At 73.3% G+C, this 24,351-nt stretch carries 22 protein-coding genes and 1 pseudogene; 5 read left to right on the forward strand and 18 right to left on the reverse strand.

Translation table 11 applies throughout. The annotated features are described in order from the left end of the window. Nucleotides 1-103: 103 nt before the first annotated feature. Both OG562_RS21995 and OG562_RS22000 read right to left on the reverse strand, forming a co-directional pair. Entirely contained in the window at nt 104-1,414 is a 1,311-nt protein-coding gene (locus OG562_RS21995) for a sensor histidine kinase (RefSeq protein ID WP_266400350.1), read from the reverse strand. A gap of 223 nt (nt 1,415-1,637) precedes the next feature. After that, nucleotides 1,638-1,787: a hypothetical protein gene (locus tag OG562_RS22000; RefSeq protein ID WP_266400352.1), complete on the reverse strand. Its 150-nt coding sequence runs from the start codon at nt 1,785-1,787 to the stop codon at nt 1,638-1,640. 130 nt (nt 1,788-1,917) lie between these two features. On the opposite strand from OG562_RS22000, the gene OG562_RS22005 reads away from it, so the two are divergent. Beyond that, nucleotides 1,918-2,418 carry a MarR family winged helix-turn-helix transcriptional regulator gene (locus OG562_RS22005; RefSeq protein ID WP_266400354.1) on the forward strand — a complete coding sequence of 167 codons (501 nt, stop codon included), beginning with the start codon at nt 1,918-1,920 and terminating at the stop codon, nt 2,416-2,418. Nucleotides 2,419-2,951: 533 nt separating this feature from the next. On the opposite strand, the pseudogene OG562_RS22010 reads toward OG562_RS22005, so the two are convergent. The 9 genes and pseudogenes from OG562_RS22010 to OG562_RS22050 form a co-directional block, all read right to left on the reverse strand. Continuing rightward, nucleotides 2,952-3,338 (reverse strand): annotated as a pseudogene (locus OG562_RS22010) (GtrA family protein); the annotation flags it as partial. A 234-nt stretch (nt 3,339-3,572) separates the two neighbouring features. Then, complete coding sequence (locus OG562_RS22015) at nt 3,573-5,021, reverse strand: zinc ribbon domain-containing protein (protein ID WP_266400356.1); 1,449 nt, start codon at nt 5,019-5,021, stop codon at nt 3,573-3,575. After that, nucleotides 5,018-5,575: a phage tail protein gene (locus tag OG562_RS22020; protein ID WP_266400358.1), complete on the reverse strand. Its 558-nt coding sequence runs from the start codon at nt 5,573-5,575 to the stop codon at nt 5,018-5,020. Before OG562_RS22020 ends, OG562_RS22015 begins: the two co-directional genes overlap by 4 nt. A gap of 67 nt (nt 5,576-5,642) precedes the next feature. Continuing rightward, the gene (locus tag OG562_RS22025) at nt 5,643-7,601 is read right to left on the reverse strand and encodes a putative baseplate assembly protein (RefSeq protein WP_266400360.1); all 1,959 of its coding nucleotides are present in this window, start codon (nt 7,599-7,601) and stop codon (nt 5,643-5,645) included. After that, a complete protein-coding gene (locus OG562_RS22030) occupies nt 7,601-8,086 on the reverse strand; it encodes a GPW/gp25 family protein (protein ID WP_266400361.1) in 486 nt (161 codons plus the stop codon). Before OG562_RS22030 ends, OG562_RS22025 begins: the two co-directional genes overlap by 1 nt. Before the next feature lie 43 nt (nt 8,087-8,129). Next, entirely contained in the window at nt 8,130-10,037 is a 1,908-nt protein-coding gene (locus tag OG562_RS22035; RefSeq protein ID WP_266400363.1) for a VgrG-related protein, read from the reverse strand. Then, nucleotides 10,037-10,762 (reverse strand): LysM peptidoglycan-binding domain-containing protein, encoded by a 726-nt coding sequence (locus OG562_RS22040; RefSeq protein ID WP_266400365.1) that lies wholly within the window; start codon nt 10,760-10,762, stop codon nt 10,037-10,039. Before OG562_RS22040 ends, OG562_RS22035 begins: the two co-directional genes overlap by 1 nt. 20 nt (nt 10,763-10,782) lie before the next feature. After that, nucleotides 10,783-11,208 (reverse strand): phage tail protein, encoded by a 426-nt coding sequence (locus OG562_RS22045; protein WP_266400366.1) that lies wholly within the window; start codon nt 11,206-11,208, stop codon nt 10,783-10,785. Nucleotides 11,209-11,267: 59 nt separating this feature from the next. Next, nucleotides 11,268-12,104, reverse strand: coding sequence for an extensin (locus OG562_RS22050; protein ID WP_266400368.1), 837 nt, complete (start codon nt 12,102-12,104; stop codon nt 11,268-11,270). Nucleotides 12,105-12,237: 133 nt separating this feature from the next. Between OG562_RS22050 and OG562_RS22055 the strand changes: the two genes are divergently transcribed. Further along, on the forward strand, nt 12,238-12,603 hold the full coding sequence (locus OG562_RS22055; RefSeq protein WP_266400369.1) for a hypothetical protein: 366 nt from the start codon (nt 12,238-12,240) through the stop codon (nt 12,601-12,603). A gap of 222 nt (nt 12,604-12,825) precedes the next feature. Then, the gene (locus OG562_RS22060) at nt 12,826-14,385 is read left to right on the forward strand and encodes a hypothetical protein (protein ID WP_266400371.1); all 1,560 of its coding nucleotides are present in this window, start codon (nt 12,826-12,828) and stop codon (nt 14,383-14,385) included. A gap of 209 nt (nt 14,386-14,594) precedes the next feature. Here the strand turns inward: OG562_RS22060 and OG562_RS22065 are convergent, their stop codons facing one another. The 4 genes from OG562_RS22065 to OG562_RS22080 are packed head-to-tail and all read right to left on the reverse strand — an operon-like array spanning nt 14,595 to nt 17,349. Further along, a complete protein-coding gene (locus OG562_RS22065; protein ID WP_266400373.1) occupies nt 14,595-14,753 on the reverse strand; it encodes a DUF6760 family protein in 159 nt (52 codons plus the stop codon). Further along, nucleotides 14,750-15,244: a hypothetical protein gene (locus OG562_RS22070; RefSeq protein ID WP_266400376.1), complete on the reverse strand. Its 495-nt coding sequence runs from the start codon at nt 15,242-15,244 to the stop codon at nt 14,750-14,752. Before OG562_RS22070 ends, OG562_RS22065 begins: the two co-directional genes overlap by 4 nt. After that, nucleotides 15,244-15,687, reverse strand: coding sequence for a phage tail protein (locus OG562_RS22075; protein ID WP_020132887.1), 444 nt, complete (start codon nt 15,685-15,687; stop codon nt 15,244-15,246). The genes OG562_RS22070 and OG562_RS22075 overlap by 1 nt, the downstream gene beginning before the upstream one ends. Before the next feature lie 54 nt (nt 15,688-15,741). After that, nucleotides 15,742-17,349: a phage tail sheath subtilisin-like domain-containing protein gene (locus OG562_RS22080; protein WP_266400384.1), complete on the reverse strand. Its 1,608-nt coding sequence runs from the start codon at nt 17,347-17,349 to the stop codon at nt 15,742-15,744. Nucleotides 17,350-17,607: 258 nt separating this feature from the next. Between OG562_RS22080 and OG562_RS22085 the strand changes: the two genes are divergently transcribed. Further along, nucleotides 17,608-19,044, forward strand: a complete 1,437-nt coding sequence (locus OG562_RS22085; RefSeq protein ID WP_266400387.1) for a hydrolase — start codon at nt 17,608-17,610, stop codon at nt 19,042-19,044. A 40-nt stretch (nt 19,045-19,084) separates the two neighbouring features. Next, entirely contained in the window at nt 19,085-20,491 is a 1,407-nt protein-coding gene (locus OG562_RS22090; protein ID WP_266400390.1) for a ricin-type beta-trefoil lectin domain protein, read from the forward strand. A 55-nt stretch (nt 20,492-20,546) separates the two neighbouring features. Here the strand turns inward: OG562_RS22090 and OG562_RS22095 are convergent, their stop codons facing one another. From OG562_RS22095 to OG562_RS22105, 3 genes are all read right to left on the reverse strand, one after another. After that, complete coding sequence (locus tag OG562_RS22095) at nt 20,547-22,604, reverse strand: ATP-binding protein (protein ID WP_266400393.1); 2,058 nt, start codon at nt 22,602-22,604, stop codon at nt 20,547-20,549. After that, the gene (locus tag OG562_RS22100; RefSeq protein ID WP_266400394.1) at nt 22,601-23,257 is read right to left on the reverse strand and encodes a DUF4255 domain-containing protein; all 657 of its coding nucleotides are present in this window, start codon (nt 23,255-23,257) and stop codon (nt 22,601-22,603) included. Before OG562_RS22100 ends, OG562_RS22095 begins: the two co-directional genes overlap by 4 nt. A 179-nt stretch (nt 23,258-23,436) precedes the next feature. Beyond that, entirely contained in the window at nt 23,437-24,102 is a 666-nt protein-coding gene (locus tag OG562_RS22105) for a response regulator transcription factor (RefSeq protein ID WP_266400396.1), read from the reverse strand. Between the last annotated feature and the right edge of the window lie 249 nt (nt 24,103-24,351).

Below are 24,351 nucleotides of genomic sequence, written 5' to 3' on the forward strand. Positions count from 1 at the left end.
TCCGTGGACAAGAAGTGATCAGCACTGAGAGGGGGGACATGAGGGGCGTCAAGAAGATTGCTTGACTTACTCAACAATAGAGGGGTTGCTTGACTTACGCAAGTTAATCCTGGAGGGGCAGTTCGGCGACGACCTCGAAGCCGCCCCGGGGCCGCCGCCCCGCCCGCACCCGACCCCCGGCCGACCGGGCTCGCTCCCGCATCCCGAGCAGGCCGTAGCCGGTGGGAGAAGCGGCGGGGGAAGCGGCGGGGGAAGCAGAGGAGGGAGCGGGGGGTGAGGGCGAGGCGGCGGGGGAGGCGGCGGGAGAGAAGGGCGCCGCTCCGTCGTCGGTCACCGTCACCGACAGCCGGTCTCCGGCATAGGCGAGCCGCACTTCCGCGGTGCTCGCGCCGGCGTGTTTCGTCACGTTGGTGAGGGCCTCCTGCACGATCCGGTACGCCGTGAGATCCGCACCGGCGGTGAGCGGCCGGGGCTCGCCCTCGCTGCTGACGGCGACCTCGAGCCCTGCGCTCCGGAACGAGGCGGCCAGCTCGGGGAGTTGGGCGAGACCCGGGGTGGACGCCGTGGACGCCGTAGACGCCGTGGACGCCGTGGACGCCGTCGACTCCGGGGGTGTCGGGGGTGTGGGCTCTTCCGTGTCGTCCTCTTGGCGCAACAGGCCCACGGTGGCCTTGAGTTCGCGTAGGGCCGAGGCGGTGGCGCAGGTCAGGTCGGCGGTGAGTCGGGCGGCCTCGTCGGGCCGGGCGGGCAACTGGCGGGCCACCGCGCCGGCTTGCAGGTTGGCCAGCACCAGGTGGTGGGCGACCACGTCGTGCAGGTCGCGGGCGATGCGCAGCCGCTCCTCGGCGACCCGGCGTCGCGTCTCCTCCTCCCGGGTGCGTTCGGCGTCCTCGGCCCGGGCCTGCACGGCGTCCAGATAGGCCGCGCGCAGCCGGGTCACCGTGCCCAGCGAGGTGGGCAGCAGCAGCCAGGCGGCGGGACCGAGCAGTTTGAGGATCAGGGGTTCGCCGGCGGGACCGGCGAGCAGACCGGCCGCGACCAGCAGGGCGACGGCGGTGAAGGCGAAGGTGTTGGCGGTCCTGCGGTCGGTGCCGACGGCCAGCGAGTACAGCGCGACCATGAGGGGCGCGAGCAGCAGAACGGTGAGCAGGTACCCGAGCGAGGCCGCGCCCACCGCGCAGGCCAGGGTCGCGGCGACCGTGGAGCGGGGCCGGCCGCGCCGCCAGACGAGCGCGCCGCAGGAGATCCCGGCGAGCACGACGCCGGGCCACCAAGCGACGCCCAGGTCCTCGCCGGGGAAGGTGATCACACTGCCGGGGAAGGCGCAGGCGAAGAGTGCGAGCGCGAGGGCCGCGTCGACGGCCCGGGGACGGCTGCCGCCGCCGTTCAGGCCGCTGGTCAGACCGACATTCACGGGGAGTCGGGGGACTTCGGGGTTTCTCCGGGCCTTCGGGTCTCTGGGGGGTCTCGGGTCTCTGTGGGGCTGGGAGCTCATGGGAGTGGGGGTCCTGTCGCTCGACCTCGGGTGAGGGGGCGGGCGGGTCAGCCGGTGCGGTGGCCCCAGCCGCGCCAGGCGGCGGCCAGTGCGCAGGCGCCCGCGGCGGCGGAGAGGAGGAAGAGAAGGGTCGCCTGGGGGGTCACGGCCGCACCCCGTTCGGGAGCAGGGCCTGCCAGAGCGGGACGACCGACCAGGCGGGCGCGGGGGTCTGGCGTTCCGCAGGTCGGCGGGCGGGCGCCGGTCGGCGGGGGCGGCTCTTCCTGGCCGGGGCGATGGTGGTGTGCGGCATGACGGACGCTCCTGTGGGCGTGGGACGTAACCAGTAAGTTGCTTGAGTTAGGCAATCATGTTGAGGTTACTTAAGTCAAGCAACCTTCTTGATCTTGCTTGAGTTAGGCAAGTATCGGTACCGTGGGCGTATGCCCATACCGCCCTCCGCACCGCCCGTACCCGCAGACGTGATCGCGATCGAGCAGGCTCTGACCCGCATCACGTACCTGGCCGGACGCGCCCGTCAGCACGAACGGCTGATGGCGCTCGTCGGACTTCCGCTGGATCGGGCCGCCGTGGCGATCCTGCGCTACCTGGGGGAGGAGGACCTGCTGCGCCCGGGGGTGCTGGCCGTACGTCTCTCCGTGGAGGCCTCTCATGTCACGCGCCAGCTGAGGCAGTTGGAGACGGCCGGCTTCGTGATCCGGGTCCCGGACCCGGAGGACCGCAGGGCCCAGCTCATCCAGCTCACCGAGGCCGGCCAGGCCGCCGTCGACCGCATACGGGAAGTGGGTCACCAGGGCATGCGCAGCGCCCTGGCCCACTGGTCCCCGGACGACCTGCGGCGACTCTCGGGCCTCTTCCACCGCCTCGTCGACGACTTCGTCGCCCACGCGGAGGTGCCGGTGGAGGGCGCGTCCGAGGTCTGAGGAGTCGGAGGTCTGAAGAGTCGGAGGCCTGAATCGACTGTCGACGCCCGCGGCCGGTGGCCGCGGGCGTTGTCGTACGTCCAGCCCTGCGTGGGCGCCGAGGTGGCCGCCGTCGCTTCAGCCGCCCGCTTCAGCCGCCCGCTTCAGCCGCCCACTGCGGCCAGAACCGGCGCGGCCGTCGTGACGGGACGTCGGCCGGTGCGACCGCTGCGGTCGGGCGTTCGCTGCGGTCGGGTGACGGTCGTGCGGCCGGTGTGGCCGGCCCGTCCGGGTACGGCCGGGGCCTGCGCGGTGACCGGAATGCTCGGGGCGGCCGGGGTGGCCGGGGTGATCGAGGCAGCCGGAGCGATCAGGGCGGCCGGGCTGGTCATGGCGGCCAGGGCGTTGAGGGGAGCCGGACCGAACGGGGTCGCCGGAGTCATCGGGGCCGCCGGGGCGATCAGGACCGCCGGGGCGGTCAGGTGGGTCGGAGAAGCAACGGCGGCCGTCGGCGCCTGCATCGTCGGGACCGTGGTCGTCTGCTGTCCGGCTCGGCCCGTCGCGAAGACGAACAGGCGCAGGATCACGAAGCGGCCTATGCCGGCGAGGCCGGACGCGGAGAGGTAGACGAGCTGCTCGGTCAGCAGGCCGGGGGAGGACTGCACGGCGTGGAGGGCGAACATCGCGACGCAGGTCGCGGCGTAGGCCGCCGCCGCGGAGCCCGCCGACTGCCAGTGGCGGCGCCAGCCGGCGCGGCGGCCGGTGCGGAAGGTGAAGCGGGCGTGCAGCTCGGTGCACAGCAGGGTGGACGCGACCGTGATCAGCGCGTTCGCCAACGTCCAGGGCATCAGTCCGGCCAGCAGCGGGACCGCGAGGCTGGAGAGGACGCCGACCCCGCCGCCGAAGACGACGAAGCGGGCGAAGGAGCCCAGGGCGGGCAGCGACTTCAGCGACTTCTGTGCCTTCACGGCGGTTCCTTCCGCAGCGGACCAAGCTTGCTTAACTCAGGCAACTATAAATAGCTTGCTTGACTTACGCAAGTACCGCAACGGAGGAAGCCCCCCTTCGCTCCCCATACGGCCGCGGACGGGAGCGGGGGGCCGAAGACCCCCACTCCCGTCCGCGGTGTTCGCCGACTTGCCAGACGCGTCAGGACGCGCGTCAGGACCCGTTGATCAGGACGCGTTGGCGCTCGACGGTCCGAAGAACTCGATCTCCGCTATCGCCACCTGCTTGCTCGTCGAGGCGGAGTACGCCGACTCGATGGTGAAGCGGACCTTGGTGACCTCGCCGACGCGGAACGCGCGCGGCTGGGAGCCCGCGCTCTGGTCCAGGGTGATCTCGCGGGTCGTGGTCTTGCCGTCCTTCAGGGTGATCGTCGCCTTGAGCCGGTGCGGCAGGGCCGACTGGGTGAGCTGGTCGGCGCGGGTCGACGTGCCCGACGTGAAGAGCACGTTCAGCAGCCGGGTCGGCTCCTCGAAGCGGGCCTCGATCCACTCGCCCTCGCCCGACTGCGAGACCCCCGGCCCCCACCAGGTGTTGTTGATCTTGTCGAAGGCCAGCTCCGGCTTGTGCCCGGGGTAGGAGCGGGACGCGGCGAACGTGTCGGGAGCGACCGGCGCGCGCTTGGCGAAGTGGTCGCGGGTGGCCTGTACGGCGGCGGGTGTCTTCGCCCCCGCGATGACGAGGAGGGTGAGGACGGCCGCCGCCACCACCCACGTGACGATCCGGTCGAAGGTACGGCGCAGCCGCGGGCGGTCGCCGGCCCACGGGGTCTCCCGGTTACGGAAGTCCAGCACCCGGCGCCACCAGGGCCGACGCTCCGTCGAACGGTCCTCCCGCGCCATCGGCATCGCGCACCGCGCGCAGAAGTGCCGGTCGGGCCGGTTGGGGGTGGAGCACCAGGGGCAGGGGACGCCGTTCTCGTCGCCGTACTGGGGGCCGGGGGCGCGCACCTGGGGGCGGTCGGCGACCGGGCGGCCGGGCAGCACCGGAGCGACGGTCGGCGGTGCGGCGGCGGACGGCTCCGGGTCGGCGACGGGGACGAGGAGGGAGCGGGCCCGGGCGGCCATCGTGTCGCCGAGGGCGGGGGCCGCGGGCACGGGCCGGGTGGGCGCGGTCTCGTCGGGCGCGGGCGCGGGCGCGGGCGCGGGCACGGGTGAGGGGGCGGGGGCTCCGGCGGTCGTGCCGTGGTCGTCCGCGTCCGGGGGGATCGGCGGGAGGGGCGTCTCCGCCGTGTCGTCGTCGTCCGAGGTGCGGTGGTCGTCCGCCGGGGCGGGGGCGGCCTGCGGCGAGCCCTCCCCGGTGCCGGTGCCGGTGCCGGAGCCGGCCGTAGCCGTGGGCGTGGACGCGGACGTGGAGCCCGAGGCCGAAACGGCGGCGGAACCGGAGGCCGGTCGGGTGCTCGCGTCGCTCGCCGAACCGGAAGCCGACCCGGAAGCCGAACCGGAAGCCGAACCGCTCGCCGTCCCCGTCCCCGTTCCCGTTCCCGTTCCTGTCCCCGCCGGGGCCGTGGCCCGTGCCGGGGAGCGGTCCGTCCAGCTGAGTACGGCCCCGCACGCGTCGCAGAACGACTGGCCGGGCTCTGCCCGGGTGCCGCACTCGGCGCAGTTCTGGGTGGTCATCTTTCCGGGATCCTTTCGGCGGCGGTCACCTGGACCGTGTACGGCATGTGGGCGGGGCGGGCGGCCGCCACCAGGGCGTCCAGGCGGTGCTCGTCCGCCGGGCCGGGGTCGGGCAGCCGGATCGTGACGTGCAGATGGGGGCGGGGAAGGCCGGGGAACGGGCCGAGCGGGCGGGCGTTCCAGGTCGCGCCGCCGCTCTCGGAGATCTCCGGCTCCACGCCGAACGCGAGCCGCACCGCCTCCGCGAGCCCCCGCGGGGTGCCCCGGACCCGGTGCAGATACGCGGCGGCGGCGACGGCGGCCCGCAGCCGCGGCTCCGGTTCCGTGCCGTCGGTCTCCGCGCCGACCCAGCCCGCCAGCCAGCGGGTGAAGTCGACCGGCGCGAGGGCCGGGTCGAAGTAGGCGGGCAGACAGTCGAGGACGTTGAGGATCGGCGCGATCACCTCGTCGAGCCCGGCGACGAAGCGCTGGGCGAGGTCGTCCTCGGCGAACACGGCGGGCAGCATCCCGCCGATCGGTGCGGACGACTCGAGCCCGTCCACCGAGCCCCTCATCGCACTCCTCCCCGGGCTCCGTCGGGGCGGCCGGAGAGACCCTCGGCGGACGACTCCCGTGGCCCCCTCACGACCCGTCCCCGATCACCCGGACGCGGTGGTCGTAGGAGAACACCAGGGCCGGCGCCGCCAGGTCGATGCGGTCGGTCGCCTCGCCGCGCTTGCCGGTCAGCGGGTCGGCGGCGTGCAGGGTGACCTGGTCGACGAGTTCGACGCCGGGCACGCGTTGCAGCACCGCGAACACCTCGCCGGACTGCACCGGCCGCCCGAACGGCCAGCCCCGCCCGTCCGCGCCGCCGGTCAGCGGGTCGAGGTGGCGGTAGAGGGCGTCGTGGGCCTGGCGGCGCACCCGGTCGGTGTCGACGCCCCGGAAGGCGTGCACGGTCGCCACGACGGTGACGCCCTGGTAGAAAGGCGGCCCGACCGACAACCGCGTCCCGATCAGGCGGCGTTCGTCCAGGTGGCGGGTGATGCGGTCCAACAGGGCGTCGCCGGGCACGAGTTGCTCGAAGCGCAGTCGGCCGCCGGGGTCGGCTACGGCCTGCGGGACCACCAACACCCGTACGGCGTAGGCCCCGTGCTCGCCCTCCTCGCCCTCCAGGCAGGTGATGCGGGCGGTCTCGGGGGCGGCGCGGCGGGCCAGCTCCTCGTAGTCGCGCAGGGTGACGGCCCGCTCCTGGGCGCGCAGGGTGATCGGGGCGCGGAGCTTGGCCTCCTGCACCGTCTCGCCCTCGACCCCGCCGCGCGCGGCCTCCCGGTTGACGACCTCGGAGACGTACGGCACGGAGGTGCGCAGCACCTGCACCGCGCCCCGGGCCACGTTTCCGGCGCGGCCTCCGCCGGTGCGGTAGCGGCGGGCGCGGACGACCGAGCCCTTGGGGGCCACCGCGCCGTACTGGCGCAGGCTGCCGTCGGGTTCGCGGACGGACGGGCCGAAGGCGATCTCGCCGGTGGCCGCGTCGAGGGTGAGGTGGCGGTCGTAGGGGCCGGACGCGGCGAAGTGGGGGACGACCTGCCAGTCCACCCAGCCCTCGTGCTCGGCGGTCTGGAGGAGGAGGGGCGGGTCGTCGCCGACGACCGGGGCGTGGGCCAGGCGCAGCCGCTGTCCGGGCAGGCCGGTCGACTCGCCGAGGGCCTCGTCGTACACCGTCTCGGCGTGCACGGCCGGAGCGGTGCCGCCGACCGTGAAGACCTCGGCGGAGCGGACCGTGGGGGAGGTGGTGTAGAAGGGCTGGCGGGGCAGGGGCTCGGTGACGCGGCAGCGCAGCCAGCCGGCCTCCTGGCCGCCGGAGCGGGACAGGACATGGCCCGCGGGGATGTGCAGGACGACCTCGCCGGGGCGGTTGAGGCCGCCGGTGCCGTCGCGGTCGACCTCGCACTCCTGCCAGCCGTCCTCCGTCCACGCCTCCCACACCAGCGGCGGCTGGCGCGGGTCGACGCCGACGCCGTCCACGCGGCTGTCCAGCTCCAGGGCGACGGCGCAGTGCGGGACGGCCGCGCTCAGCCCGAGCAGCATGCAGTCGCCGGGCTGCGGGGCCTCGGCGAAGCACAGCAGGTCCTTGCCCTCGGTGAGGTCGGTGGTCCGGTCGTTGACCGGCTCGCCCTGGAGCTGCACCACCAGGTAGCGCAACGAGCAGGCCACGACGGTGAGTTCGCGTTCGGTCGCGAAGACGACGGCCTCCTCGCTCTCCGTGCGCACGGTCGCGATCTCGGTGCCCACCGGCAGCAGCACCGGTTCCTCCTGCGGGGCCGACAGCCAGAAGGTGACGTCCGTGCGGGCGGCCGACGGCGGGAAGAGCCGGATGCCCACCAGGTCCAGGAAGGCGAGGTGGTTCTTGTCCGGGACGCGGTTGAGGCGGTAGACGATCTGGTCGGCCATGTGGGCGACCGTCTCGACGAGCGTCACGCCGGGGTCGGAGACGTTGTGGTCGGTCCACTCCGGTGCGCGCTGCTGGATGTAGCGCTTGGCGTCGTCGACGAACTGCTGGAAGCGGCGGTCGTCGAGGTTGGGGGAGGGCAGGGCCATCAGCGGTCGCTTTCGGAAGCCGGGCTGCCGGAAGGCGGACCGGAGATCGGGCCGGAGGTCGGGCCGGACGCCGGACCGGAGGAGTCCGGCTCGTCGTGGGACGGGATGACGTAGAAGGGGAAGACGAGGCTGCGCGGGTTGTTGGTGCCGCGGATCGCGTAGCGGACGTCGATGAAGAGCACGCCCTGCTCGGGTCCCGCGGTGACCTCGACGTCGGTGACCTCGATGCGCGGCTCCCAGCGGTCCAGGCTGGTGTACACCTCGTGCTGGATGCGGCCGGCGGTGGCCTCGTTGACCGGGGCGAAGACCAGGTCGTGGATGGCGCAGCCGAACTCCGGGCGCATCGGCCGCTCGCCCGGCGCGGTCGCCAGGACCAGCCGGATCGCCTCCTCGACCTCGCGCTCCCCGCTGACCATGGCGATGCCGCCGGTGGGCCCGATGCGCAGCGGAAACGCCCACCCGGACCCGACGAACTGTTCGGCCATCAGAGGGCCACCCGCCTTCTACGTACTCTTCTGTCTTCTGCTGTCACGGCAGGGGATACGGCTTGGCGTTGACGAGGACGGCGCCCTGGAGCATGAGGGTGACGGCCCGGATGCCCACGTTGGCGGCGGCGTTGACCTGGACGGTGCCGCCCGCGCCGAGGGTCGCCGCGCCGCCCGCCCTGAGGTTGAGCAGACCGGTCGCGTTGACGTTGACGGCGCTGGTCAGCGACTTGACGTTGACCATGCCCCGGCCGCTGATGTCCAGCAGCCCGCCGCTCTTGATGGTCAGCTTGCGGCCCGCGCTGAGCGTGAGGTCGGTGCCGGCCTCCACGGACACCGACCGGGTGCCGGTGATGGTGACCGTGCCCTTGCTGTCGACGGTGATCTCGGTCTTCGTCCGGTCGAGGTTGATGACGAGCTTGTCGTCGCCGGACGTGACCCGGACGCCCTGCTTGCGGCCGCCGGTCTTCTGGCTGAGCAGGTCGACGCGGTTGCCGTCGCGGTCGGAGAGGGTGTGCCGGGAGGCGCGCCGGCGTGCGCCGTCGTGCAGCGGCACGTCCTTGACCGGGGTCGGCTTGTCCTTGCCGTTGTAGAGGCCGCCGATGACGTACGGGTGGTCGAGGGCGCCCCGGTCGAAGGCGACCAGCACCTCGTCGCCGACGTCCAGCGGGAAGATGGACCCGCCGTCCTTGCCGCCCCACTGCACGACCCGGGTCCAGTCGCTGATGTAGGCGTCGTCGAGCCAGGGGAACTGGAGCTTGACGCGGCCCTGCTTGAGCGGGTCCTGGATGTCGGTGACGAGGGCGTTGGTCGTGCCGGGGAGCCGCAGGCCGTTGGCGGCGTCGCCGCCGCCCGAGGCCAGCCCGTACAGCGACCGCCACTGCCGTCCGCTGACGGTGACCCACGCCTCGTAGTGCTTGCCGTCGCCGAAGACGTGCCGTACGGAGGTGGCGGTGTACTTGCCCTCGAAGGGGGCGCCGACGTCCGCGAGGGCGACCGGCAGGCCGGGCCGCAGCTTCGGGGTGCCGCGCGCGATGACCTCCAGCTCGGCGAACGAGCCGGTGACGTCGTCGGCGAGGGCCTCCGCGGCGAACTTCACCTCCGACTGACGGTCGTACGGCGTCTGCGCGTCGACGAGCTTGGCGGGCTTGAACTTGGCGGCGGCCTCGCCGGGGGTGGTGCCGATGCTGATGCCCGGGTTGGAGGTGGCGGGCGCGGTCGCGGTCAGCTTCTTCTTCGTGGTGACGTCCCAGCCGCGCGCCTCGACCCTGGCGACCTGCTCGGCGGAGGTGACGGCGGCCCGCAGCCGCAGGATGTCGGTGCCGGCCTCCAGGACGTACGGGCTCTTCTCGCCGGGGGTGGAGGGCGAGGGCGCGCCGGAGGCGGGGTCCGGCTTGACGAACTGGAACTTCCCCTTCGAGTCGATCGACATGACCATCTCGTTCTCGTCGGCGAGCCGGGCGAGGAAGTCCCAGTCGGTGACGTTGGCCTGGCTGATGAACTCGTAGACGGTCTTGGTGGACTGGATCTTCCCCACCGGCACGCCGTCCTGCGCGGCGAGCTTGCGCGCGATGTCGGAGGCGCTCTGGTTGCGGTAGGCGGCGACGCGGCGCTGGCGCATCAGGCGGTGGCCGAAGTCGTAGCCGCGGATGACGGTGAAGGAGCCGGTGCCGTCGTAGTCGGCCTCCAGGCCGCAGACCTCGCCGGTGAGGAGGGGGTCGCCGGCGCCCTTGCCGTCGGCGATCGGGGCGAGGACGACGGGGGTGCCGAACTTGACGCCCAGCTTGCCGAGGACCAGGTGGTAGGGGTCGCGGAAGGTCAGCCGGAACGCGGCGGGCACGCCGAGGCCCTGGTCGACCCAGCCCTCGACGAGCATCGGGGCGAAGTCGACGGGGAGCGGGCGTCCGCCGAGGGTGACCTGGATGACGCTGGAGAACGCCGACTGGACCACTAGTAGCGCACCTCCTCGGCGGCGGGCAGGACGAGTTCGACGCCGGTGGGCAGACGGCCCGGGTCGTCGATGTCGTTGGCCTCGGCGATCGACCGCCAGGCGGACGCGTCGCCGTACTCGCGCCAGGCGAGCGACTGGAGGGAGTCGCCGGCCACGACGCGGTGCACGCGCTGGGCGGTGAGGGCGCCGGAGGTCGGGTTCTGGCCCTTGGTCTTGCTGGGGATCTCGTGCAGCCGCACCTGGCAGGTGGCGCGGATGGGCACGCCCGTCGTCCCGAACAGGGAGTACGTCACGTCGATGCTGCTGACGTAGGCGGTGAACCGGGCCGTGGAGAACGACCCCCACTGGAAGACCACCCACGGCGGCGAGGGCTGTTTGGCGGCGATGCTCTTGGTGGTGACCTCGCAGCACTCGAGGAGCGACTCGACCTTCTTCAGGACGTTGTTGCTGCTCGGCTGGTCGGAGGAGTCGAGGAAGATCTCGACGGTCATCTCACGCGGCTCCGGGCCCATGAACTCCGGTACGGAGCCGTCGCGGACGGCCGCCGTCGGTGTCACCTTCCACTGGGCCCGGCGGCCGAGCTGCAACTGCGCCGGGTTGAAGTCGAACCCGAAGGACTTGATCAGCCCGCCCGGTGTCGTGCTCGTGCCGACCGGCGGTTCGTGGATCGCGAGGGTGGCGCGGACCAGGCTCTTGCCGGCGCCGCCCTTACTTCCCTTGGCCATGTGTCTCTGCCTCTCCCGGCCTAGTCCGTGAACCCGTGGTGGGTGATCTCCAGGACCTCCGTGGCGACGCCCGGACTGTCCGGGCTGAGGGAGGGCCCCTGCCAGCTGACCGGCAGCACGTCGATGAGGCCCCACCGGGCGACCTCGGACCCGTCCGCCCGCAGCGCCGCGATCTGGGCGGTGGGGCGGGTCACGCCGGTGGTCACCGAGGAGATCCACTTGGCGACCTTGGCGGTGTCCGGGGTGAGGGGGCGGGTCAGCCGGATCGTGGAGAACGTCACGCGGGAGGGGAGCTGCCAGACGAAGCCGTTGTTGCCGCCCTCGTGCCGGTGCTCGATCTCCACCTGCGACGACAGTCCCTCGCACCCGTTGAAGTAACCGAGGCTCTCGCCGTCGATGGTCAGGGTGAAGAAGATGGTGGAGCCCGGGTCGAGATCGCGGGACATCGAGGGGCCTGGCCTTTCTGGGAACGGTGCGGGGGCTGGGTTTCGGCGTTTCGGCCCGGTCAGTGACGGGGGTCGCGGAGTCTGCCGATGCGCTCGCGGTCCAGACGGAGTTCGGTGCGCAGGAGGCGGGTGATGCGTCCGGTCAGACGGTGGGTCAACTCGTCGAGCTGGAAGTCGGTGAGAGCACGGGGGTCGAAGCCGGGCGCCGGCACGCTCGCGCCGGCCGCGGGGGTGGGCGCGGACGCGGATGACTTGGGTGCGGGCGCCTTCGGCGGAGGCGGTGGGGGCGGTGGGGGCGGTGGGGTGGCGGCGCGCTGGACGGCGGGGGCGGCGGTGGGGAGGGGTGCGGGGAGCGCCGGGGGGCGTGGCGCCGGGAGGGGCGTGACGACTGTGGCGGGGGCGGCGGGCGTGACAGGTGCGGGCGCGTGCAGCGGGGTGGCCGGGGGGCGCGGGTGCACCACGGGGACGGCGTGCGTACCAGGGGCGGTACGACGCAGGGGTACGGCGGCTGCCCTGACCGGGCGGCGCTGCACGGGCGCGGGGGCGGTGGCCGGCGCGGTGGGCCGAGGGGACGGGCTGGGTGCGGGGTGGTGGGGCGTCGGCTGGGGCGCCGGTTGCGGCGAGGACTGGAGCAGGAAGGGGGCCGGGTGCGTGGCTCGCTGGAGGGGGGTGCCGACGAGCGGGTGAACCCCGGTTGTGGTGGGGGTGGTTGAGGAGAGCGGGCTGCTCTGTGCGGGGGTGACGGCGGGGGCGACTGCCGACGAGGGCGCGGGCGCGGGTGCCGGTGCCGGTGAGGTGGAGGTGCGGTGCGGTGCGGTCGCCGGAGGGGTGAGCGGTGTGGTGCTCAGGGGGCGGGTGGAGAGGGGGGCGCCCAACTGGGGGCGTGCGGGTACCACGGGGGTGTCGGCGGTGGCGGGCGCAGAGGTCTTTGCGGTGCGCTGGACGGGGAGTCGCGCGGCCGACGGGGTGGGGGCGGCGGGTGTACGGGGGAGGGGGGCGCCCAGGCCTGAGCGGCGCGGTGAGGGTGGCGTGACCGGCGTGACCGGCGTGGAGCGGGGGGTGCTCGCAACGGCCGGGACCGGCGAAGGGTCGCTGGTCGGCGTGGAGCGGGGTGCTGCGGGGGAGGGGGCGGTGCTGCGGGCGGCGGCGCTTTGGATGCCGGGGCCGGTGCCCGTCGGGTTGGCTTCGCCGGCGGAGGGTGCCGAGGGGCCCGACGCGGTCTGTACGACTGGTGCGCCCGGGGTGCTGGAAGGGGCTGAACCGGCCGGTGCAGGGGCCTGGTTCGGCAGACCGGCGGAGGTCTCGGAGCGCGGCGGCGGAGTGCTCGCTGCCGTCGGGGCCGACGTCGGCGTCGGGCGGACCGGCGTGGGGGCGCTGGGGGTGTGGGTGAACTGACTGTGTGGCACGGCCCGTTGGACGACCGGGGGCACGGCGGCCGTTGGGGCGTTGGGCACGGCCCGCTGTACGGCGGGTTCGGCGGCCGTCGGCTTTGCAGCGGGGGCCGTCCGGGCGGCGGGAGCCGCGGGGGCGTCCTGCCGTTGGGGCGCGGCCCGTTGGACGGGGGGCGCTGTGGTCGGCGTAGGCGTCGGGGTCGGCGTAGGCCTAGGCGTTGCGTTCGTGGGCGCGGAGGGTCGGGCCGTCGGGGCGGCAGTGCCGGCCGGGGTGCTCGTGGCCCGCTGTACGGCCGGGGGCGCGGTGACCGTCGGGCCCGGATTCGTGGGCGCGGGGGCTGCCGGAGCGGCGGGGGCGGGGTCCCGCCTGCGCGGGGAGACGGCTCGCTGGACGGACCGGGCGGGGGCCGGGTTCGCCGGAGCGGCGGGAGCCTGCGGAGTGGCCGGGGTCTGCGCAGCCGTTGAGGTCGGCGTGATGCTCGTAGCCGTCGGGTTCGCGGGCGTCGCCGGAGTGGCGGGAGTGCCGTCCTGCCTGCGCGGGGGAACGGCTCGCTGGACAGGCTGGACGGGGGCCGTCGCGGGGGCCGGGTTCGCCGGAGCGGCCGGGGTCTGCGGGGTCGCCGGGGCCTGCGTGGTGTTCGCGGGCTTCGCCGTCGCCGTCGCCGTCGCCGTCGGCTTCGTGGGCGTGGGCGTGGACGCGCGGGATGCCGTACGGGGTTCGTTCGGCGTGGCCGACTGCCGTTGGGGCATGGCTCGTTGCACCCGGCGTTCGGTCACCGGCGGTGCGGGGAGTGCAGGCGTGGCCGGGGGCGTCGTACCACCGGGGCTGTCCTGCTCGTATGCGGACCGTTGGACGGGTGGGGCGGGTACCCCCGTAGCCGTAGCCGTAGCCGTAACTGCCGTCGTCGCCGCCGTCGTCGAGGGAATCGGGGTAGCCGGGGGAGCCGGGGGAGCCGCCGGCGCGGGCTCCTTGGCGGTCGGCGGGGTGCTGCCGTCGGTGTTCTTGGCGCGGGCCGTGGCCGGAGCGGATCCGGTGGGGGCGGTGGGCGCGGCAGGGAGACGGGCGGGCAGGCGTCGTTGCAGCGTCGCCGGAGTCGACCGGGTCAGGGGGGTGGGCGGCGCGGTCGTCGGACGTGCCGGTGCCGGAGACACCCGGATGCCGCGCACCGGCGCGGAGGCGGCGGCGAACGGCTGGGCCTGGCGGGCCGGCATGGCCCCGGGCGAGGCGGCGGGAGCGGCTGATCGCGGGCTCGCGGGCGCCGGTGAGGTGACGGGTGTGGTGCGGGGAGCGGCGGCTCGTTGCACGGGCGGTACTACGGGTACTACGGGCACCGCAGACGCCGTCGATCGCGACGGACCGGCGGCCGACGACGAGGTCAGGGGAGCGGGGGCTCGCTGCACCATGGGTGCCGAAGGTGCCGAAGGCGCCGTGGGCATTCCAGGCATTCCAGGCAGCCCTGGCAGTCCTGGCAGCGCCGCTCGTGGTGGAGTGGCCGCCGACTGCGGGACGGGACGGCCCGGCAGGGGCGAAGTCGAAGGCGAAGGCGAAGTCGAACTCGGCTGTGCGGGCGGGAAGTTGCTCGTCAGGCCGCCGCCCGAGGCCGCGTCCAGGACCGTGTGGGAGCGCCGGCTGGTGATGAAGGACGGGTTCTGCCAGGTGGCCAGTCGACCGCCGAACCCGGCGTCGGCGACCCCCGCCGCCGCGGTCGCGGCCACCGCCCGCTGGATGGGGGGCATCCCGGGCCACGCGGCGGGCGCCACCGGACGCGCGGGCTCGCCGCCGTGAGCGACCCCCGTACCCGTACCCACACCCGTACTCGTACCCGAGGCCGCGCCGGTCGACGTACCGGAACCCGCTCCCGAACCCGCTTCCGCACGCGGCGAGTCCGAACCCCGTCGTCCGCCCCGCAGCCGCTCCAGGAACCCCATGGCGCCTCCTCCCCCCTCGCTCCTGCTCCCCGTGCCGCTCCCTCTCTCGTCCGCGTCCGCCACTTCTCAGGCCTCCGCCCCGCCCCGGGTCACCAGGGACGCGATGTGGTCCGCGTAGCGGCGGCGGTCGTGGTGTTCCAGGTCGAGGATGTCGTCCTGGGACCAGTGGAAGTGGTAGGCGACGTACGCGATCTCCTCCTGCAGCCGGTCGGTCGCGTACGTCACGATTCCCCCAGGCGGCTCCCGCCCAGTTCCACCTCGAAGGGCTCCGCGCAGTGCGGGCACTCCACCGTGGCGCGGGTGTGGCCCTCGGCGTTGACCTGGCGGTAGAAGTCCTGGAGGAACGCCAGATCGGAGGCGAACATGTTCTCCACGATGCCGTCGTGGACCAGGGGGAGCGTGCCCAGCCGGGTGATGACCCGGCCCAGCAGGACCACCGACAGATACGCGGGGTTCTCCTGGACGCGGATGTCCCGCAGCGGGACGAGTTCGTCCCGGGCCGTCGCCAGCCGCATCACGCCGTCGCGGTGGACCGTGCCCGCCTCGTCGACGTAGCCGCGCGGCAGCTCGAAGGGGAACTCCGTCTGCAGCCGCTGCTGCACCGGCGCGGGTGCGGCAGCGGGTGCGGGCGCGGGCGCCGTGGGCAGGAGCGGCGCGTTCTCCTGGGACTGCGCCTGCTCCCCGCCCAACGGCGCCCGCAGAGCCGTACGACGCATTACTCGATGACCAGTTCTTCGAACGTGATCGTCACGGTCTCGGTCAGCGCGGAGGCCTCGCCGGCCTTCACCGAGCTGGTGTCGATCTTGCTGCACCAGGCGTTGCGCATGTTGTACCGCTTGACCGGGTTGTTCTGGTAGTCCATCACCATGATCGTGGCGTTCTTGCGGGCGGTGCCCATCACGCCGTTGATCGACTCGGTGATCCACTGGTTGAACGCGGCGGACTGGGTCATACCGCGTACGACCGTGCAGGTGCCGGCCTTCTTCACGCCCGGCAGCTTCTTGGTGACGGGCTTGCCCTGCGCGGAGACCTGCTGGTACTCGATGACGTCCTGTTCGAGGCTGAGGCCGCTGACCTCGGCGAGGTACTCGACCATCACACCGTCGATCTGCAGGCCGAAATTGTGTGAAGTAAGGGCGTCACCCGGCTGGAGACTCATCTTGCTTTCCTTCTAAGTGAGGTGAGGGAGGGAGGACTGACGGACGGAGTCGAGTTACTCCTCCAGCTCCCCGCTCCCGCTCTGGAACTGGGCCAGCCGGAAGATCACGAACTCGGCGGGCTTGACCGGCGCGATGCCGATCTCGCACACGACCCGGCCGACGTCGACCGACTCCGGCGGGTTGGTCTCCTCGTCGCACTTGACGTAGAAGGCCTCCTCGGGCCGGGCGCCGAAGAGGGCGCCGGCGCGCCACTCGTTGACCAGGAACGCGGAGACGTTGCGCCGGATGCGGGCCCACAGGGCGTGGTCGTTCGGCTCGAACACCACCCACTGGGTGCCGATCAGGATCGACTCCTCCAGGTAGTTGAAGTACCGGCGGACGTTGAGGTAGCGCCAGGCCGGGTCCGAGGAGAGGGTGCGGGCTCCCCAGACGCGGATGCCGCGGCCCGGGAACGCCCGGATGCAGTTCACGCCGATCGGGTTGAGCAGGTCCTGCTCGCCGCGGGTGATCTGCATCTCCAGGTCCACGGCGCCGCGTACGACCTCGTTCGCCGGGGCCTTGTGCACACCGCGCTCGGCGTCGTTGCGGGCCCAGACGCCGGCCACGTGACCGCTCGGCGGGATCAGCCGGGACTGGCCCGCGGACGGGTCGAAGGCCTTGATCCACGGGTAGTACAGGGCCGCGTACTTGGAGTCGTAGCCGGCCGTCTCCTGCCGCCAGACGCGGATCTGACGGGCGTTCAGGCTGGGCGGCGGGTCGATGACGGCGACCCGGTCGCCCATCAGCTCGCAGTGCGCGATCAGGCCCAGCTGGACGGCCTTGACGGCCTCCAGGTCGATCGCGCCGCGCTGGTAGGCGGCCATCAGGTCGGGCACCGCGACCATGGACACCTCGTCGACGGCCTCCAGGCCGCCGAAGCCGGTGCGGTCCGCGCTGTCGCCGAGGTACTGCGCCGGACCGACGGACACGACGGAGCCGGCCGCGTCGTCCGCCGGCACGGCGGGGGCGCCGGTCGGCGCGGGCAGCGCCACCGTCTGGTTCTCGGGGCGGGCCAGCTGCGCCGACGGCACGGCCTCGGTCACGGTGATGAGCTTGGAGCGCTCCTTGACCTGCGTGACGACGTAGTTGCGGCCGCCCTTCTTCGCGGTCACGTCGAACGTCTCGAGGGCCTTGTCGCCGTCCTTGACGACCAGCTTGAACCGCTCGGCGGGGCCCTCGCCCTCAGCGTCGGCCACCTCCACGCTCAGCGGGCCGCCGCTCGCGCCCGGCGCGATGGCCGTGACGCTGAACGTGCCGAGCTGCTTGGGCTCGCCGGACGCCAGCGCGGCCGGGCCGCCCTGGGCGGACGAACCGCTCAGCGCGGCGGGGGACCTGGTCTCCCCGGCGACGCCCGCGGGCGATCCGCCGACCCGGACGACGTAGGCGGCCGAGCCCCCGTTGTTGAAGAAGCCGTAGACCGAGGGCGCGAGGTAGTAGCCGTCGGTGAAGTCACCGAACGACGCCACGTACTGCGTCCAGTTGGTCACCAGGGTCGGCTCGTTCAGCGGCCCGCTCGGGGCGAGCCCGACGAAGGCCGCCACCGAGGTGCCCACTCCCTCGATCGGGCGGGAGCCGCTGGCCACCTCCTCGACGTATACGCCGGGCGACAGGTAGGACGGCATGCTGTGCTCTCCTCGGGGTACGCGTCAGGACGTCTCTCACCGTCACGCGCGAAGCGCGTCGGTCGAAACGGCCCGGGGTGCACATCCGGGGGCATCCTTTGTGCCCACAGGGGCAGGCCGGGGGAGAGTCGGGGGTGCGCCGGGGGTGCGTCGCCCCCGGTCGGGCGACGGCCGGGGCAGGGTGCGACGGCACCTTCGTGCAACGGGTGTGCCCCGCAGCCTCTCACCTCATGCCGACTCGCCCCGTAACGTCGGCGCGTGAGCCTGTGGACCTCCCTCGAACCCGCCTCCGCCACCGTCGACCCCGGCAGCCGGGCGACCGTGCGCCTGCGGGTGCGCAACACCGGTGACGTCGTCGACGAGTACCGCTTCGAGCCGGTGGGCCCCATCGCCCCCTGGACGACGATCGAGCCGCCGTCGCTGCGGCTCTTCCCGGGTACGACGGGCACGGTGGAGCTGACCTTCGCCCCGCCCCGCACCCCGGACGCGACGGCGGGCCCCAACGCCTACGCCGTACGCATCACCCCGACCGAGCACCCCGACGCGGTGACCGTCCCCGAGGGGAACCTGACGGTGACCCCGTTCACGGAGCTGCGCGCCGAGTTGGTGCCGCCGACGGTGAAGGGGCGTTTCCGGGGCCGGCCCCGGCTCGCCGTCGACAACATCGGAAACACCCGGCTGACCGCCTCGCTGAGCGGCAGCGACAACGGCGACCGGCTGTCGTACGACCTCCAGCCGTCCAATGTGCAGATCGAGCCGGGCCGCGCCGTGTTCGTGGACACGACGCTGCGGCCGCGCCAGATCATCTGGTTCGGGTCGAAGGAGGAGCAGCCGTACAGTCTGGCGGTGCGCCGGTCGGGGGCGCAGCCGCTGGAGGTGAACGGCACGTTCGTGCAGCGCGGGTTCCTGCCGCGCTGGCTGGCGACGGTGCTGAGCGTCTCGGTGGCGCTGGCGATCGCGTTCGTGATGATCTGGCTGGCGTACAAGCCGCAGGTCACCAGTGGTGCCAGGCCGGGCGAGAACCTCGCGGAGGCCGGCAGCACCGCGCTGCCCAGCCCCTCCGCGCCCGTCGCCTCGTCCTCGGCCCCGCCGGCCGCGGGCGAGGAGCCGGCGGCCCCGGTGGTCCCCGAGGACACCAGCAAGGACGACGACTCGGCCGGGAGCGACAAGAACAGCGGCGGTGGGGGCGGCGGCGACACCACGTCGAAGGAGCCCGCGGCGCCCGAGGAGGAGACGGCCGCCGACGCGGTGATGAAGGTGGCCGCGCAGAGCGACGGCCGCCACATCTGCTACCGCGCCTATGTCGCGGACCAGGGCTGGCAGGACCCGGTGTGCGACGGCGCGATCGCGGGCACGACCGGGAAGGGCATCCCCATCAAGGCGCTCAACATCGCGACGTCCGGCACGAAGGGCGTCAACGGCAACGGCGCGCACGTGGTCGAGGGCTGGCCCACGGGAGGGGACTGGTCGCATGCGGCCGACGGCGTCGACATGTACATCGGCAGCACCAAGGAGGCGCTCTCGCCGATGGAGGGGTTCACGATCGGGGTGAACGACGGCTCCGTCTGCCAGAGCACGCACATCAAGAACACGGGGTGGCTGGCGATGGGCTGCACCAAGCCGACCGAGTGGGTGTACGCGGGCAGCCCGATGGAACAGAAGCTCCAGCTGGAAGCCGTCCGGCTCACCGTATGAAGCCGTCGGTCTGTGGAAAAACGTCGAAAGGGTTTGCCGGGTGACTCTGTGGACTTCTCTCGAACCGGCGGCCGCGACCGTCGATCCCGGTGGAGTGACGACCGTGCGCCTGCGGGTGCGCAACACCGGTGACGTCGTCGACGAGTACCGTTTCGAGCCGGTGGGTTCCATCGCTCCCTGGACGACGGTGGAGCCGCCGTCGCTGCGGCTCTTCCCGGGTACGACGGGCACGGTGGAGCTGACCTTCGCCCCGCCCCGCACCCCGGACGCGGTGGCGGGCCCGAACCCGTACGCCGTGCGCGTCACCCCGACCGAGCATCCGGACGCGGTGACCGTCCCCGAGGGCAATCTGACGGTGACCCCGTTCACGGAGCTGCGCGCGGAGCTGGTGCCGCCGACGGTGAAGGGGCGTTTCCGGGGTCGCCCCCGGCTCGCCGTCGACAACCTCGGGAACACGCGCGTCACCGCTTCCGTCACCGGCAGCGACATGGGCGACAACCTGGGCTACGAGTTCCGCCCGGGCAACGTCCAGATCGAGCCGGGGCGTGCGGTGTTCGTCGACACGACGCTGCGGCCGCGCCAGATCATCTGGTTCGGGTCGAAGGAGCAGCGGCCGTACGCGCTGAACGTGCAGCGCTCGGGCGCGGCGCCGTTGTCGGTGGACGGTACGTTCGTGCAGCGCGGGTTCCTGCCGCGCTGGCTGGCGACGGTGCTGAGCGTCTCGGTGGCGCTGGCGATCGCGTTCGTGATGATCTGGCTGGCGTACAAGCCCTCGGTCACCACCGGGGCCAGACCGGGCCAGGACCTCGCGCAGGCGGGCAGCACCGCGTTGCCCAGCCCGCCGGTCGCGTCCGCGCCGTCCGCGCCGAAGACGGACGCCTCCGCCGACCCCCTGCCCGGCGTCGAGACCCCCTCCGCCCCGGCCCAGGACAACGGCTCGGGCGGTTCCGGGTCGTCGTCGAGCTCGGGCGGCAGCGGGAGTTCCGGCGGCAGCGGCAGCGGGAGTGGAAGCGGTTCCGGCGGTTCGTCGGACACGAACACGGCGAAGCCGGTGGCCGGCAAGCTGATCATCGGCCAGGCCTCCAACCGCTGCGTCGACGTCACCGACGCGCAGAACGGCAAGGGCAAGGACGGCACCCCGCTCCAGATCTACGACTGCGCCGGCACCGCCAACCAGAAGTGGGACTTCCGCAGCGACGGCACCGTGCGCTCGCTCGGCCTGTGCATGGACGTCGCCTGGGGCTCGCGCGACGACGGCGCCGTCATCCAGCTGGCCGACTGCAGTGGCAACCCCGCCCAGCAGTGGGTGCTGAGCCAGTACGGCGACCTGGTCAACCCGCAGGCCGACAAGTGCGTGGACGTCAAGGACAACGGCACCGGCAACAACGCGAAGCTCCAGCTGTGGACGTGCTCGGGCACCCCCAACCAGAAGTGGCGCAAGGGGTAGCTCGGAAGAGGTGGTTCGGGAGGGGTGAGTCTCGTACCGGATGCCCGTGCCGGGGCTACCAGTTGGCCTCGCCCGGGACCAGTCGGCCCGCCTTGCGGTACTCGCGGCGGGCCCCCTCCAGCAGGTCGCCGTCGCCGACCGGCTCGTCGCGTCCGGCGGCCAGATAGGCGGCGGTGACGACGGCGCTGCGGATCGAGCCGCCGGCCAGCTCGAACTGCCGGGCCAGCGGCTCCGGGTCGACGCCGTCGGCGCACGGGACGTGGGACAGCCCGTGCCGCCACAGGGCCAGGCGCTGGCCGGGATCAGGGAACGGGAAGTCGACCACCAGGTCGAGCCGGCGGGTGAACGCCTCGTCGATGTTGGCGCGCAGGTTGGTGGTGAGCAGCGCGATGCCGTCGAAGGACTCCAGGCGTTGCAGCAGGTAGGCGCTCTCCATGTTGGCGTACTTGTCGTGCGCGTCCTTCACCTCCGACCGCTTGCCGAAGACGGCGTCGGCCTCGTCGAAGAGGAGCACGGCGTCGGTGCGGTCGGCCTCGCTGAAGATGCGCTCCAGGTTCTTCTCGGTCTCGCCGACGTACTTGTCGACGACCGACGACAGCTGAACCACATAGAGATCCAGGCCCAGTTCGGCGGCGACGACCTCGGCGGACAGGGTCTTTCCCGTCCCCGACTCGCCCGCGAACAGTCCGAGCACGCCCCGGCCCCGGCCGCCGCCCGCGCTCAGTCGCCAGTCGCCGAGGACGCGGTCGCGGTGGCGGGCGCGCAGGGCGAGTTCATGGAGCTGGGCGAGGGGCCTCTCGGGCAGGACCAGGTCCTCCCAGCCGACGTCGGGCCGGATCCGGCGGGCGTGCCGCTCCAGCCCGGACGCCGACTGCTGGCGGGCGGCGAGACGGATGTGGTCGGCGGTGAGCGGCCCGTCCTCGAAGGCGGCCAGCGCCTGGGCCGCCTCCGTGGCGCGCACCACCCGTTCGCCGCCGAGGCGGTAGGGGGCCACGGCGGCGGCCAGGTCGAAGCCTGCGGCGCCTGCGTGGTGGGCGTCCAGTGCCGTGGCCCAGGCGGCGGTTCCGCCCGCCCGGCGGCGCGGCGCGTCCAGGACCAGCGGGTCGCGGGCGCACCAGTGCGGGTCGTAGGGGCGCGGGTCGGTCACGAGCACGGTCACATCGGTCGCGGCGGTCAACGCGCCGACCAGCGCGGCCGGTTGCTCCGGCAGCCCGGACAGGACGACGGCCCGGCCGCCCAGGCGGGCCTCGCGCAGGAGGTCGGGGACGCGGTCGTCGGGGCCGGTGAAGCGGAGGGCGTCGACGCCCGTGGCGTGCAGGGCGGCGGCGATCGCGGCGAGGCCGTCGCCCTCGCGGTGTTCGCGGAGGTAGGCGGTGAGCGGGCCGTGCAGCATCCGCTTCGCCAGCCGGTGGACGAAGGTCTCGTCGTCGACGGGCAGCGGCTGCGGGAGGGGGTGCAGATGTCCGTGCAGGGCCGCGTCCGGGGTGTCGTCGCCGAGGAGGTGGGCGAGCAGCCGGTCGGGGACGCGCAACGAGCGGGAGAGGAAGGGCCGTTCGGGCTCCTCGACCTCCAGCAGCCCGAGCGCGCGCAACGGCGCGGAGGAGTGGAACCGGGCGCGGGCCGACGCGAGATGTGCGGGCGCCCCGCACAACTCCAGCGCCAGCCCGACCGTCGCCCGTCGCCTGCTCACGTCGTCGTTGAGATAGCCGTAGAGCGGCTCGAAGGTCCGGTCGAGGTCGGGCGCGAGCGCGATGAGCAGGACCGCGGTGTCGAGTTCGGTGAGACGCAGCCGGGCGGCGAGGGCGGTCAGCCGGTCGGCGGGGGGCTGGGCTGAGGGAGGAGAGGAAGGTGAAGGTGCAGGCGACGGTGAAGGTGCAGGCGACGGTGATGGGGAAGGTGAAGGGGCAGCGGAGGAGTGCTGGGCGACGGGGGTGCTCAGCAGATGGCGTACCGCCTCCTCGGAGAGGTACAGGCCGCGCAGGGGGTCGGTGGCCGTGGGGTCGTCGGCGGTGCGGTGGTCCACCAGGGCGGCGACCCGGGCGCGGAGTTCGGCCAGCCGAGCCAGCAGGTTCCGGCCGAGCAGGTCGCCGGTCGGCTCGTCGTCGGCGGTCACCCGCGGTTCTTCCGGGCGGCGCGGGCCGCGGCCACCTGGTGCGGGCGGTGGGCGCGCTCGCCGTCCTCGGGCGGCTCGCCGTCCATCCCGCGTACGCGGACCGCCGCGCCCTCGGTGACCGGCGGCCCGGCGTCGTACTCGGGGTACGCCGGGAAGGGCGCCGTCACCACCAGGTCGAGGGAGGGCTTGAGCTCGCCGCCCAGCGCGGACCAGATCTCGGCGAGGGACCGGGACTCGGTCTGGGTGCCGGCCACGTTCACCGGCACCGCGAGCCCCAACTCGCCCAGAGATCCGGGAAGTTCCTCGGCGGCGATCAGCTCGCGCGGCAGCAGGTTGGACAACACGGCGGACAGCAGCCGGTGTTCGTCCTGCGGGGTCCGCGTCCAGGCGGTCACCAGATACGACAGCCGGAACCAGCGCGGCGGTTGACGACGGCGTACGACGATGTCCCGCTCGTCGCGGATCGCGACCTGGCCGCGCTGACGGCGGGTCACATCCTCCCGGATGTCGTACAAATAGGCGTTGACCACGGGGGCGTTGCGCCGGGCCGCCCAGTCACGGGTGGGGGCCTCGAAGGAGACGTCGATGTCGGAACCCGTCAGCGTGCCCCCGCCGAGCAGCCCCTTGAGGACCTCGTCCACCTCGTGGATCACTGTCGTGCTCCTCAATCGCCCCGCGTCGACAGCCTTTTCCCGATCGTCAGCGCACGTTCCCGTATGTTCCCGCACGTTTTTCGATCGTCTCCCGACCGGGGGCGGCGGCGCAGGCGCGCCGGGGCCGGTCGCCGGGCACGACACGCTGCCCACGCGCGCCCTTTCGATTGCCCGTTCGGTCAGATGTAGCCTTCCCTCAGGGCATATGCCACGGCGTGGGCCCGGTTGCGCAGGTGCAGTCTCGTCGTGAGGCCGTGCATCACATTCTTGACGGTTCGTTCGGAGTAGGACAGCTTGCTGGCGATCTCTCCCGTGTCGAGCCCCTCGGCGACCAGTCGCAGGACGTCCACCTCCCGTGCCGCGAGGCCCAGGGAGGGGGCGCCGGGCCGGCCCGCCGCGCCCCGGTGCAACGTGCCCACCTGGCTGATGAGCCGGCCGAGCAGGTCGGAGGGCAGGTCGCCGTCGCCGCGCGCGGCGGCCACCACCGCCTGCACCAGCCGGTGCGCGGTGGCCTCGCGTCGCCAGACGATGGCCCCGACCCCGCACTCGATGACGTCCAGCAGCTCCGTCTCGCGGATCGTGCCCACGACGAGCACCGCCCGGGTGCCCTCGCTGCGCACGATCCGGCGCAGCCGGGCCAGCGCCGCCTCGTCGAGGGTGTCCTCGATGAGCAGCGCCACGGTGCCGGGGCCGGTGGACTCCTCGCGGACCTCGATCTCGGGGCGGCCGCGCAGCTGGCTGACGGCGCCCTCGCGGGAGATCGGGTCCGGGGCCTGTACGGCCACGGGTATCCGCCGCGGGGCGGGCGCGGCGCCGGTCTCTGGTGTCCGGGGTGAGCTGAGCAACCGTATCCCCCATGTTCACGGGCCCGCCGTCCGGCGGGGACCGGTGACGGGTGGGTCAGGTCCAGACTTCTGCGCCGCCTGTGGCGCGCGCAATCGTGGAGCACCACGAGGCGGACCACGAGAGCAGCCGCCCCCACACCGTGGTGTACGTACATCAGTGCAGGTCAGAGTGGGTGTAGTCGCCGATTGTGGGGGGATGGTGAGCCGCGCCACAACGCCCGCGCGAACCCGCACCGAACCCCACGACCT

It is taken from the genome of Streptomyces sp. NBC_01275 (genome assembly GCF_026340655.1).
Taxonomy (GTDB): Bacteria; Actinomycetota; Actinomycetes; order Streptomycetales; family Streptomycetaceae; genus Streptomyces.